Raw genomic sequence first — 13,309 nt, forward strand, 5'->3', positions numbered from 1 at the left:
ATTTTTACAAGGTGAGTATCAATAAACTGGGAAGGTAGACAGAGGATCTTGCTTCGCTTTTACAGACAAAGTATGCCGCAATCCAGGACATCTGTGCTAAAAGTTTGCCACTTTCTCATATCTAGCACTATTCTCAAGAACTTTCGGGTGGAATATTACACGACTTAGGAACTCCCAATAAAAAATATCCCATTGCTTTTGCAGATTGGGGAGAAAAATCTATATTGTGGCGTATCTGGATTATTTGCATATATCTCTTTATGCTTATATATTTTTCCATTTTCAGGAATCTTGGAGTCAGCCAATCACAGGCAAATTTTCCTGAAATAGCATAAAAATCTGTTTTTCCCATGCCTAATGCCCAATGCCCATTTTCAATCTAAGAACCTGAATTGTAGAAGCCGCTATGTACTAAAATTGTCTACCCGCAAAATCACCTAACTCTAGTAGGATGAGCAATTTTTACAGAGACGATAATATTAAACCTTAAGAAGATATTAAGATTTTTTTTGAGGTTAGATTAATGGCATTAAAACTGAAAGTACCGAATATAGCTTGTGAAGACTGTGCAGCTAAAATCAGTAAATCAATTCATGTCATGGAACCTGATGCCAAGGTAGATGTAGATGTTAACGACAAAACTGTTACTGTAGAATCTGCCGCTTCCGAGGAATCCATCAAACAGATTATTGTTGCTGCTGGTTATCAAATTGAAGGTTATTAATCCTAAGATTAGCCTTCAGAGAAATTTACATCTCATAAATTTTGACACTCAAATAATTTGTTGCTGTGATTGTCCGTCTCCCACCGAGGCGGACAATCTGCTATTTAAGGACAGATAACTAATAACTACCTAGGTAAAATATTTTCTTGCAAGATTTTGGACTGGTTAAAAGTTGCAAAAATGACCATTAACCCTTGACTCTTGACCATTAACCCTTGACTCTTAGCCGTTTATCCCTTTAGCATATGATATATATACTTGTTACCTAAGTCGTGATAAATTTGGGTATAGTCACGGTTTATTTGGTTATTTGTGTAGAATTACTGATAGCCTTTGCAAATATTGTATGAAGAAGTAACTGATTAACTGTATACTCAATATCAATACTTTGAACATAGAAAGACTATGACTTACTTTGTGTTATCCAATAATGCAGCAATATCAAGGCTTTATGATCAGGAAATGATGATTCAGTATTTTAATGGATATAAGATTTTATCAAGTTAGTAGATATATCGGTTTTCACTAAGGAATAAAAATTTTTATCTTTTTTTAAATTTTGTGCATCAGTAAGTTTTTATCTTGAGAATATGCTGGTTTTTATCAATCATTAAATTACATATTTGGCTACCAATGTTTAATACATGGAAAATACATAACCAATTTTGTTCTCCCCAGTAATATTCAGTAATTATACTGTTTGAAAATTATTAGGTAAAAGCTGAAAGTATTTTCATCCGACCTTTTGTTGTAAGTAGAGTTGAGGTAAATTCTTAAAAGGAGATTAAAGTTATCAGAAAAAATTAAATTAGGTAGTAAAACAAACAAATATAGGGTAAACCTCCCTAACCGAAAACACTGATATACTCAGTATTATTTAAGTAAACACAGCAAGTTTTACCAAATCATCCTTTTGAAATTTTAAATAGGGTAAAAAGCAAAGCAATGAATATTTCCATTCTGGTCTTTGGGTGCCATAAATTTCTAAACACACTTCCAGATCAGATCCGTTATGCCACAGCTTTTAACGTAGAAGTTATTGACAATTTTGATCGGGCAGTTTCATATATTAAAAGCACACCACCAGACATCATAATTGTGCAGGCTAGTATTGATGGCAGTATAGAACTATGTACCTGGTTGAAAGACCAAGTCAAGCTATCTTGGATATACTGCATTCTCTTTGAAGACCGTTCTCAGTACATCATTGAAAGAGCTAACTATGGCTGGGAATGGGATTTAGAAATGACTTCCTCTGCTTTAAAACAGGGAGCTGATGCTTATATTTGGCAAGTGAATGCAGAAAAATCAATCAATAATTTAGCAGAAATAACTGCTAATCACCGACTCATATTAGCTCAATTGTCAGTTGGCTTACGCAAGGCAGAAAAGTATCGCGATCTGATGCGGAAAAATGATTTATTATCATCAATTGCCTTAGCAGATTCCTTGACAGAACTCAATAACCGTCGCGCTTTAGAATGGGATTTGCCAAGACAAATTCAAAAAGCTCGCGAACAGCAACTTTCTTTGAGTTTAATTATTTTTGATGTAGATTTCTTTAAGAAAGTCAATGATACCTATGGACATTTAGTAGGCGATCGCTTGTTGCAATTATTGGCTATTCGTGTCAAACACAATTTACGCTTCCAAGATACAGCTTTCCGCTATGGCGGGGAAGAATTCGTGATTCTTTTAGCTAATACCTCTGGCGAAGAAGCCGCAATTGTGGCGCGTCGTCTGAATCGTATAGTTAGCGAACAACCATTTGCGATTAACAATCAACTGAGTATTAATGTCACCATTAGTTTGGGTACTGCTTCACTCCAAGGTGACGATGACACGCAAGGAATGAGCCTATTGCATCGTGCCGATCAGTGCCTTTTAGAAGCTAAAAGCAGCGGACGTAATCGTGTCATTAGTTGGGAAAACTTCTGCCGTATCCCATATTTACAAGTCGCTTCTTCATAGAATTAAGATTTAATTCTGCTATTGCTATTTGGTATTGGACATTTCTTTTTAATAAATTTATTCCCACCATTGAGTCCCTGGTTTGTGTTCCCTATTTCCCAGCACTGGGTAACTCATGGACTCCAAATTGAGCATTCTCAATCGCAATTTGACAATCTGCTATTGATGCTTTTTGAGCCATAGCATCAACTAAGGCTTTGTAACTAGACCAATTTTCTTCTAGTAGGGTTTTGGCTTGGAGAGTATGAAAGCGTTGTTTCTGTTGAGCATTAGCAGCAGCAAAGCCGATATTTGCCAATACACCTACTAGCTTAGTGCGATCGTCAGCACCACCTTGAGCATTTTGGAAAACCAAGGTTTCTGCCGCCATCCCCGCCATCCAAACAGTGCAGTAGCGATCTAAGATATGTGCGCTAATTTTACCCGCTTCAAGTTGAGATACTAATTCCGCATCATTAAAAGTGACACCACCTTGTCCTGCTTGTCCCTGTTTCCAAGCTTCCCACGCACTGAGAGTATAAGCGCTAATTGGGATACCCAGCAGGTGTGCAACGAGAAAATGACCTGCTTCGTGATGCAAAATGCGATCGCGGTGTTCGCTGTTAAAACCAGCCAGCCAATCTAAAAGAAGAGTACCGCCTTTTCCCTGCAAGCTGAAACTGTCGAAGGTAGCTATCCCTAAAATAGTAAAAGTGGCAACTGCGGGGATTGCAGGCGAAAGATGCAGCAATGGCCCCAACAGCACCGATAGAGTCATTAAAAAGATAGATATGGCAATTAAATTTAGGGCAGTTTGGCTCATACTAAGTTTTATGAATGCAGCTTAATCTTTCTTTATTATGAGCCGATCTGCAAATGATATTCAGTTTTTCCAGGTATTAAGCACGTTAATTTTTAAACTTCCATAAATTTTTTGCACAACAGCGTCTAATACTCTCCATAAAGACGAAGCATTCAAAAAACTGGGAAACAATAAAGGTTCAATTTCAACATCTGACATCACTGCATCCAGTTCAGCCTCACTCAGATGTTCCTCCCATAATCCTTCTTCAACCAAGTTATTGGATAGAACAATAATCCGTTCGCGCAATAACTTTAATTGCTCATGCCTTGGTGCAGCAGGTAGGCGAATTGTACAAGGACAAGTCCCAAACAACACAACTACTTTTCCTGGGAGATATAGCGGCATATGTTCAGAGTCTGGAAATTGCGATCAATTTTGTGATTCTTCTTCACTTACCTTAATTGTATGCTCTTTTTTGTTGGCAGCATGAACAATCTTGACTACAGTATTGTAAGCTAATCCACTAATCCGGCTAATCCCTCTTAAACTAATACCATCAGCATAGGACTGTAGTACAATTTGTACGTCTTCTTGATTCACTTGCCGACGGTAATAAAACGTATTAAAAGTTTCACTGAAAGTTTGCCGACAACTGAGGCAGAAATAGCGTTGGCTACCTTTACTTGTCTTACCGTGTTTACGAGTATGAGGATGGTTACATAAAGGACAGGGTACTGTCTGTTTAGCAAAACTTGTCTGCTTTTGATTATGGAAACCACTATTTCGATAAGAAACTATCAAGTTACTAGTGACTTTGTCCATTTCTAATTGAACTGACATAAATTTCAATCTCCCTGGTAACAGAATTGAACTGATCAGTCTTGTTTTAGTGGATTTAATTGCTTTGCTGTTTTGCGAATAAAACAGTGGAAGTTACGATCCACATTTCATACAAGAACCTGGGGAGTAGAATACCAACTGGGTACTAAACTCTAGTACAAACACTAGTTAAGAATTCTGAGGAAATTCTGAGGAAGCAATATTTTTGGCACAATATTGGTCATCACCAGTATTTTCATCAAAGTACTGAAACCATTGCATAGCCATGTGCAATCTTGATTTCAGCCTTTTGTGTTTAAGAAGAAATCACCCAGATGGATATTCGTAAACCATTGCTGACAGTTACAAAAAATATGCCAATACTTGAGGTGATTCAATTGATGAATCAGTCTCAGACAAGCTATGCACTAGTTTTAGATGCCGAGAAATTAATTGGTATTTTCACAGTTAGAGACGTATTTTCTGCCACTAGTAATCAATCTGCACTGGCCGATATAACTGTTGCTGAACTCATGAATCAACCCGTGATTACCTTGAGCGCAACAGAGGCAAAAAATTTATCCACTGTGGTGCAAAGATTTAACCAGTATGGAATCAGCCACTTACCAATATTAGATAATTACGGGCAAGTATTAAGCGTGGTTACCAAGGATGAAGTGATTGAGAGACTCAGTCAAACTCTCGATCGCAAAACAGCAGATTTGGAACGCAAAGTAGCTCAAACAGAGCAAATGAGCAAATTGATTGCAGACAAAGAAAACTGTTATCAAGCATCACAAGCCATCATCCAAGATATTCTTGATAGTGCGATCGCTACTTCAATTGTCAGTTTCAGGATATTTCCCAACCGTGAATGGCAATTTGACTATCAATCACCAGGTAGCGAAGCGCTATTTGGCTATACACCCCAAGAAATTCTCACTCAAAAAAACCTTTGGATGTCGCGAGTGCATCCAGAGGATCGAGAAAAAGTGATCGAACCTTTATTTGAGGAGATTTTTGCTGAACGCACAGTCCATGTAGAGTATAGATTCCATCATAAAGACGGTTCGCTACGCTGGATTTGTGCTACCTATACATCGCGTTATGATGCTAGAGCCAACTGTTGGATAGTCACAGGTGCTAGTGGCGATATCAGCGATAAAAAACTGGCACAAAAAACTTTATTAGAGCAAGCCAAACTCTTAGAACTTTGTCATGATGCTATCATAATTCGCAATCTCGATAACCAGATTACATTTTGGAACCAGGGAGCAGAGCGAATCTATGGCTGGACAGCAACAGAAGTAATGCACAAGAATAGTTATACTCTGCTTGCAACTCAGTTTCCTATACCTTTGGAGGAAGCCAATGCTGGCTTGATTAATGAAGGATATTGGGAAGGCGAATTAGTCCATTTTCGGCGGGATGGTCAGAAAATTGTCGTAGAAAGTCGCTGGGCGTTGTTCAAACAAGCTGATGGTACACCCATATCTGTGTTGGAAATTAATCGAGATATTAGCAAGCGCAAACAAGCAGAACTGACTTTGCAGGACAGAGAAGCGATGTTGCGCGGGATTGGAGATAATTTACCTAATGCAGCACTTTATCAAGTAATCCGCGAAATCGATGGTAGCGATCGCTTTTCTTACCTGAGTGTAGGATGTGAAAGAATCATGGAAATCAGTGCAGAGGCGGCGCTACAAAATTCTAGTTTGTTGTATAGCCAGGTAATTGCAGAGGACGTACTTCGCTTACAACAAGCTGTTGAGCAGTCGATGCAGAATATGTCTGTATTTGACATCCAACTGCGGATTATCACCCCTAGCGGTCAACTGAAATGGTTAGATTTATGTTCTACACCACGCAAGTTGCATGATGGTCGCGTCGCTTGGGATGGATTGATGGTGGATGTTACTGATATTAAACAAACTGAAGAAACCTTACGCAAAAGCGAAGCCTTATTGGCAGAATCCCAACGCACTGCGCGTCTGGGTAACTGGGAATGTGATGCAGCTACAGGTAAAGCCACTTGGTCAAAAGAACTGTTCCGCCTGTTCAATCGCGATTTCGACGCAGAACCCAACTATCAGGAAATACTCAGCTTATGGCAATCTGATGATGGAGAAAAATTACAGCAAGCAATTGAAGAAGCGATCGCTACTGGTAAATCCTACCACTTAATTCTGCGTGTACCCCAGTCTGATGGCTCTCATAGCTATTTAGAGGTGATTGGACATACACAATCGAACGCCGAAGGCAAAGTTGTTCGCCTTTATGGAACTGCTCAAGATGTTACCGCCAGAGAAGAAGCGCTCAACGAACGCCAACGAGTAGAGCAAGCACTGCGCGAAAATGAAGCCTTTTTACGCAGTATCTACTATGGGTTAGGATTATCAATTTTTGTAGTTGATGTTGTCGATGATGATTTCCGCTATGTGGGCTTAAACCCTATTCATAAGAATCTTACAGGACTGACAGCCGATGAATTACGTGGCAAACTACCTGAGGAAATCTTGCCCCCAATTGCAGCTGCGGCTGTACGACAGCATTATCAGGATTGTGTCCAAGCTGGGGAAACTATTACCTATGAAGAATGCTTACCTTTTCAAGGTAAGGATATTTGGTGGATTACTAGTCTCACTCCTTTAAAAGATGAAAATTCCCGCATATACCGCATTGTTGGCAATAGTCTTAATATTAGCGATCGCAAACATACTGAACAGATATTGGAACTGCAAGCAATCATCACTCGCAATATGGCTGAAGGAATTTGCTTAGTTCGAGTCGATGATGGTGTTTTAGTTTATACTAATCGCAAATTTGAGCAGATGTTTGGTTATGAAGCTGGGGAATTAATTGGTCAGCATGTGTCGATTGTTAATTATGCAGATGCACAAACCGATCCTCAAGCAGTGTATGAAGCTATTACTACCAAGATTAGGCAAAATGGGGAAAGCACTTATGAAGTTCGTAATGTCAAAAAAGATGGTACTCCTTTTTGGAGTTCTGGCACGTCATCGGTGTTTGAGCATCCTGAATATGGAACTGTTTTTGTGACTGTGCAACAAGACATCACAGAACAAAAACAAGCTGAAGACAAACTTAAAGCATCTTTGAAAGAAAAAGAAGTGTTACTTAAGGAAATTCATCATCGTGTGAAAAACAACTTAGGAATTATTAGCAGTTTGTTACAAATGCAGTGTAGGCGCATCCAGAATTCTCAAGCAATCTCTATCCTACATGATAGCCAAAACCGCATCGCTTCCATTGCTTTAGTGCATGAAAAATTATATGCTTCCGATCATCTGAGCGACATTGATTTTGCTCAGTACATTCTCGATTTAACAACTCATTTATTTAAATCTTATAATTTTAGTTCTAGTAATATCCAATTAAATATTCAAGTTGAACCTGTGCATCTAGATATTGAAACTGCCATTCCCTGCGGATTAATTATTAATGAACTAGTTTCAAATGCTTTAAAGTACGCCTTTCCAGACCAGCCTTCAGGAGAAATAAAAGTAATATTGTATCAAAAATATGAATATTGCTCAAAGATTCCGCTTCAACCCGATTTAGTTCTAATTATCCGAGATAATGGTGTTGGACTACCTGCAGATTTTGATAGCAAAAAAGCAAGAACAATGGGAATGACCCTTCTGCATGGATTAGTCAAGCAGCTGAGGGGAACAGTTCAGATTCACAACCAGCAGGGAACAGAGTTTAAAATTATTTTTTCAAGAAGCAAGGTAGAAAAGCAATGAGCATCTCATCAGCAGTCGAAACAGCAAATATGATTCAAGTACTGGTTGTTGAAGATGAGTATATTCTTGCTATCAACCTCCAAGAAAGTTTAGAAGGTTTGGGCTACAGAGTTGTAGACATTGTAGATTCTGCAACCGAAGCAATTGAAAAAGCAAATGAGCTACGTCCAAACTTAATTTTAATGGATATCCGCTTGCAGGGAGAAATGGATGGTATTCAAGCAGCGGAGGAAATTTGGAGAAAACTGCAAATTCCAGTAATTTACCTAACAGGACTCTCTGATAAAAATACAGTAGAACGAGCAACTTTAACATCACCTTTTGGATACATACTCAAACCTGTTAGTGAACAAGAACTTTATGTTGCGATTCAAACAGCACTAGAACGCTATCAACGCGAGCAATTTTTAAGTACAGTTCTCCGGGGAATGGGTGAAGGTGTAATTGTGGCTGATTCTCAACTGCAAGTACAATACCTCAATCAAGTAGCCGAAACCTTAACTGGCTGGCGATTGGAAGAAGCTAAAAACCAGATGTTAACCGAAGTCGTGCAATTGATTGAGGAACAAACTCAGCGTCCCGCAGAAAATCCGATCGCCATAGCTTTACAAACACAAACAACTATCTATCTCAAAAATCGCATTTTACTGGTTACCAAAAACGGGACAAAAATTCCTGTTGCTGATAGTGCTACGCCTGTGAGAGATAGAAGCGGAACCATCACAGGTGCTGTGATGGTTTTTCGTGATGACACACAACGTAGACTCAATGAAGAACGTAGTATTGCATCTGAAAGAGCTAGACAAATAGAAATTCAATTAACAGAACTGCAACGACTCAATCAGTTGAAAGAGGATTTTTTGGCAACTACTTCTTATGAAATGCGGATGCCTTTGTCAAATATTAAAATGGCAATTTCTCAGCTCGAAAATGTATTAAATCAACTGGGAATATTGAATTATGAAGAACTGTCAACCTCTGAGTCTGTTGCTAAATACTTAACTATTTTGCGTAGCCAGTGTGAGCGAGAGTTAACTTTGATAGACACTTTACTCGAAATGCGGATGATTGATGCAGATGTCTATCCGTTGCAATTAACTAAAATTAATCTGCACAATTTTCTGTCGCAAATTATTGAGAGCTTTCAAGAGCTAGTGCAAGCACAACAACAAATTTTAGAAATTAATATTGCTGCAGATTTACCACCTTTTCTTGCCGACCTCAATCTTTTAACTCGGATATTGACAGAACTGCTAAATAATGCTTGTAAATATACACCTTTACGAGAAAAAATTACCGTCAATGTCGAATATATATCCTCAGCAAATAGTTACACAAATGAGCAGAATGAATCTGAAATAATAGGTAGTTATCAAGAACCTAGACTACAGATAAAAATTAGCAATTATGGTGTGGAGATTAACCAAGAAGAGCAAGCTTTAATCTTTGAACCTTTCTATCGGATTACCAAAAATAAAACCAAACAAAAAACAACTATTTTTGATCCAGATTACCAGATTAACATCAGGAATCCTTTACAAGATAGCGGTGCGGGCTTAGGTTTAACTTTAGTTAAAAAGCTAGTGGAACATCTGCAAGGCAGCATTACAGTTACTAGCAATCATCTCTGCACAACATTTACTGTATCATTACCGTTTATTCTGTCTCAGTAATTAAAGAGATAATCAACAGGCAGAGTAGAAAAATTATTCAAAGACTACAGTTCTATTGGCATAGACTAAGACCCGATTTTGTAAGTGTAAGCGTACGGCTCTAGCTAAAACAACTCGCTCTAAATCCTTACCTTTTCTAATTAAGTCTTCAACGTCATCGCGGTGGCTAACTCTGACTACATCCTGTTCAATAATTGGGCCAGCATCTAACTCAGGAGTAGCATAATGCGCCGTAGCTCCAATAATTTTAACTCCTCTTTCAAAAGCGCGGTGGTAAGGGTTTGCACCCACAAAAGCAGGTAAAAATGAGTGATGAATATTAATAATTTGCGGAAATTTAGTAATAAAATCAGCACTGACAATCTGCATATATTTTGCCAATACAACTAAATCAATTTTGTATTGCTGCAATAATTCTAGTTGTTTAATTTCCTGCTCTGCTTTGTTGTCTTTACTGATGGGAATGTGGTGATAATCAATGCCGAATTGCTCGGCTACTTTCTGCAGATGAGGATGATTACTAATAATTAGCGGAATCTCAGCTGCAAATTCTTGAGCACGATGTCGCCAAATTAAATCAAACAGACAATGGTCTTGTTTACTGACCCAGATAGCAATGCGGGGCACAGTATCCGAAAAATTTAGTTCCCATTTAGCACCTAAAGGTTGGGCAATGGCATTAAATGCTGGGCCAATTAAATCTCGTGGCAGGTTAAATCCCTCTAGTTGCCATTCGATGCGGCTGAGAAATAACTCAGCACCAAAGTCTGTATGCTGATCGGCATGGATAATATTGCCGCCATTAGAGTAGATAAAATTCGCAATTTTCGCCACTAATCCCCGCTGATCGGGGCAGGAAATAAGCAAGGTTGCTGTGGGTTTGGTCATGTCATTTGTAATGGGCATGGGGCATGGGGCATGGGGCATTGGGTAATTGGTAATTGGTGATGGGTAATTGGTAATGGGCATTTCTCCCTTTTCCCCTTCCCCCTTCCCCCTTCCCCTTTCCCCTTTCCCCTTGTCCCCTTCTCTCCCTATTTACTGCTGGGAGTTGGTATGGGTGTTTGATCGTTATTAACTACTGTTTGTTTCCACTCAGATAGGTCGCGATTGACTGCGTTTTCAAAATCTGTGGAAACCAACAAGATATCTATATTACCATCGGGTTTTACAGATGGGTCAGCCTGAACATATAAGAGACGACGGTTAAAGTTAGTCGTACCTAAAAGCAATTGATGGCTTTGCTGATTTTTTAGGGTGATATTAATTGTCGCCTGGGGGTTATCTAAGCCAAAATCGCCTTTTTGATTAGCTGGGATAGATAAAGAGCGATCGCTCTTTCCTTTTACCAACAAATCCATTAAATAAGAAACGATAGCATCATTCGCTGGCTCTGACACAGGTGATTTTAACAACCACTTAGGCGGATTATCCTGCGGGTTTCGTTCCAAGGCTAAAGAGAGTTTTGCCGTTGCGATTTTCAAAGACTGCACATCATCAGCAGTAAAAGTGAAAATTTGCTGCTTTTTCTCCTTTACTTCCTCACGCTGAGTCGCCCCCCGAATTTCATAGAAATAAACAAAGCTACCCAAACCCAGGGCTAGCAATATCAAAATTAAAGTTGTGCGCGAAAATTTCATGTTTTAATTTGTCATTTGTCATTTGTCATTTGTCATTTGGTAATGGGTAATTGGTAATTGGTAATTGGTAATGGGAATTTTGCCCCTTGCCTCCTCATCTTCCTCATCCCCCAATCCCCATTACCCCTTATCCCCAGAGGGGGCCCCGAGTTCCCCAGTCCCCAATCCCTCACCTCCTCCGCCACCAAATTAGAAAGGCAGATACTAACCCAATTAAGGGTAGAAGCAATAAAGATGACAATGTTAAAAGATTTGCTTGGGCGGCTGTGATGTTGAGGCGGCGGTTTTTGGCTTCTTTGGGGCGAATGGATAAAGGTTGTCGATCCTCTTGTTTACTTAGCCAGGTGACTGAGTTGAGGAAGACATCACCGTTTAATTGCTGTTGAAATAAGCCATCGGTAGCAAAGTCGGAATTTCCGATGACTACTAACCGGGATTCAGTAGCAGGTTTTTCACCTTGCTGATTGTTTAAAGGTGCAGCAGTTGTAGGAGTTGGCGAAGATGTAGCTGTGGGAGTTGGCGAAGGGCTAGCGCTGGGTGTAGGTGAAGTAGTAGCTTTTGGTGTCGCCTGTCCTTGGGTTGTGGGTGATGGTAATGGTGAAGGTGTGGGGTTAGGTTGAGTTGTGGATGAGGCTGGTAGTTTTTTCTCTAAAGCTACGCCCAAAGTTAAAGGCCCTTTTAGGTCTTTGTCGGCATTAAACTCTAATTTCTCGCTTTGCAGGTCGCTTTCTGCCCAGCTGTTAGGATAAGGTTTGGTTCGCAGCAAGGGTGTAGACTGAACACCAGCTACGGGATTAATTTGCAACGGTCTTGCTAACCGATAAAAAGAAATGTTGTTACCAAATTCTTTAGTAATTGGATGTTGACCGTAGTCTGTAATGATGGGCACTGCTGGCCCTTGTTTTGCACCTTTTCCAGAAACATCAACAGCTAAACGACTATCTAGGGTAACACCCCACTGTTTCAACAAGTTCTCGAGTTTGGGGTCGGTACCAGGGTCAATCATTAGCAGTAAGTTACCGCCACGATTGAGGTATTTTTCTAAAGCTTGAACTTCACCCTCAAATAGGGCTTCTTTTGGCCCTGCTACTACGACCGCCGCCGCATCATCAGGGACTTTTGCGGCTTCTGCTAAATTTAAGGGCGAGGTGGTGAAATTTTTATCAGTTAATCCCTGAATAGCTTGGGACATTCCACTTTCAGATGCTGTCAGTGGATGTTCGCCATGACCTTGAAGGAAGTAAACTTTGGCGGCGTTAGCAGTAGTAATTTGTTGCAGGCGATTAGTTAACCGCACTTCTGAAAGTCGTTCATTTTCTGGATTAACTACTTGTACTAACTGCCTTTTATCTTGATATTCTAAATAAACTTCTCCATAGTCTTTATAACCAAACTTTGTGGCGAGTCCTGGTCTAGCATCTGGATCGACATACTCAAATTGAAACTTAGAGCTTTGCCGACGATAATTTTCCAGTAAATCTCGGTCTTGGGGATTTTGATTCACATCAAAAATCCAGACTTTAACTGGCTGATTTAGATTATGTAATAATTCCTGGGATTGGGGTGCAAGGGTAAATAATTGCGTTTCTGTTAAATCGGCGCGGTAATGGTAGCGAACACCCAAAAAGTTAATTAGCCCTAAAATTGCTAATACTGCTAAGGTGGCAACTAAAGCATTAGTCCCGGCTTGGGTAGAACGACTTCCTAACCATTGATTGTTTTGGCTTTGTAAGATAATCCATATACCAATAACTGCAATTCCGGTAATGAGAAATGCTAAGGAAATTGGACTCCAATATGAGGAAATTAAGCTAGAAGTTAAGCCCGCCACTAAGAAGAATGGGCCTAGCCAAAACAGATATTTCCAAAGTTTCTTTTTAGCAACGATTTTCATGGGATTTGTCAAAAGTCAAAGGTCAAGGGTCAAGAGT

At 39.5% G+C, this 13,309-nt stretch carries 11 protein-coding genes; 4 read left to right on the top strand and 7 right to left on the bottom strand.

The genetic code is table 11. The features are described from left to right. Nucleotides 1-133 precede the first annotated feature (133 nt). Nucleotides 134-352: a hypothetical protein gene (locus HGR01_RS09950; RefSeq protein WP_045872993.1), complete on the bottom strand. Its 219-nt coding sequence runs from the start codon at nucleotides 350-352 to the stop codon at nucleotides 134-136. 171 nt (nucleotides 353-523) lie between these two features. On the opposite strand from HGR01_RS09950, the gene HGR01_RS09955 reads away from it, so the two are divergent. Next, nucleotides 524-724, top strand: coding sequence for a heavy-metal-associated domain-containing protein (locus HGR01_RS09955; protein ID WP_045872992.1), 201 nt, complete (start codon nucleotides 524-526; stop codon nucleotides 722-724). Between the two features lie 945 nt (nucleotides 725-1,669). After that, nucleotides 1,670-2,695, top strand: a complete 1,026-nt coding sequence (locus tag HGR01_RS09960) for a GGDEF domain-containing protein (RefSeq protein ID WP_045872991.1) — start codon at nucleotides 1,670-1,672, stop codon at nucleotides 2,693-2,695. A gap of 91 nt (nucleotides 2,696-2,786) precedes the next feature. Here HGR01_RS09960 and HGR01_RS09965 read toward each other — a convergent pair whose 3' ends face one another. From HGR01_RS09965 to HGR01_RS41920, 3 genes are read right to left on the bottom strand one after another with little or no spacing between them, the layout of a single operon-like run. Continuing rightward, nucleotides 2,787-3,497: a hypothetical protein gene (locus HGR01_RS09965; protein ID WP_045872990.1), complete on the bottom strand. Its 711-nt coding sequence runs from the start codon at nucleotides 3,495-3,497 to the stop codon at nucleotides 2,787-2,789. 60 nt (nucleotides 3,498-3,557) lie between these two features. After that, on the bottom strand, nucleotides 3,558-3,884 hold the full coding sequence (locus HGR01_RS09970; protein WP_045872989.1) for a hypothetical protein: 327 nt from the start codon (nucleotides 3,882-3,884) through the stop codon (nucleotides 3,558-3,560). A gap of 24 nt (nucleotides 3,885-3,908) precedes the next feature. Further along, nucleotides 3,909-4,319, bottom strand: a complete 411-nt coding sequence (locus tag HGR01_RS41920; RefSeq protein ID WP_081584098.1) for a hypothetical protein — start codon at nucleotides 4,317-4,319, stop codon at nucleotides 3,909-3,911. A gap of 314 nt (nucleotides 4,320-4,633) precedes the next feature. Here HGR01_RS41920 and HGR01_RS09980 point away from each other — a divergent pair, with 314 nt between their 5' ends. After that, nucleotides 4,634-8,065: a PAS domain S-box protein gene (locus HGR01_RS09980; RefSeq protein ID WP_052335334.1), complete on the top strand. Its 3,432-nt coding sequence runs from the start codon at nucleotides 4,634-4,636 to the stop codon at nucleotides 8,063-8,065. Further along, entirely contained in the window at nucleotides 8,062-9,738 is a 1,677-nt protein-coding gene (locus HGR01_RS09985) for a response regulator (protein ID WP_045872987.1), read from the top strand. The genes HGR01_RS09980 and HGR01_RS09985 overlap by 4 nt, the downstream gene beginning before the upstream one ends. Before the next feature lie 33 nt (nucleotides 9,739-9,771). On the opposite strand, the gene purU is transcribed toward HGR01_RS09985, so the two are convergent. The 3 genes from purU to HGR01_RS10000 all read right to left on the bottom strand — a co-directional run bounded on the left by purU (nucleotide 9,772) and on the right by HGR01_RS10000 (nucleotide 13,272). Then, nucleotides 9,772-10,626 carry a formyltetrahydrofolate deformylase gene (purU, locus tag HGR01_RS09990; protein WP_045873032.1) on the bottom strand — a complete coding sequence of 285 codons (855 nt, stop codon included), beginning with the start codon at nucleotides 10,624-10,626 and terminating at the stop codon, nucleotides 9,772-9,774. Between the two features lie 146 nt (nucleotides 10,627-10,772). Beyond that, entirely contained in the window at nucleotides 10,773-11,378 is a 606-nt protein-coding gene (locus tag HGR01_RS09995; RefSeq protein ID WP_045872986.1) for a DUF4340 domain-containing protein, read from the bottom strand. Nucleotides 11,379-11,547: 169 nt separating this feature from the next. Continuing rightward, a complete protein-coding gene (locus HGR01_RS10000; protein ID WP_045872985.1) occupies nucleotides 11,548-13,272 on the bottom strand; it encodes a GldG family protein in 1,725 nt (574 codons plus the stop codon). Nucleotides 13,273-13,309 lie beyond the last annotated feature (37 nt).

It is taken from the genome of Tolypothrix sp. PCC 7712 (assembly GCF_025860405.1).
GTDB classification, from domain to species: Bacteria; Cyanobacteriota; Cyanobacteriia; order Cyanobacteriales; family Nostocaceae; genus Aulosira; species Aulosira diplosiphon.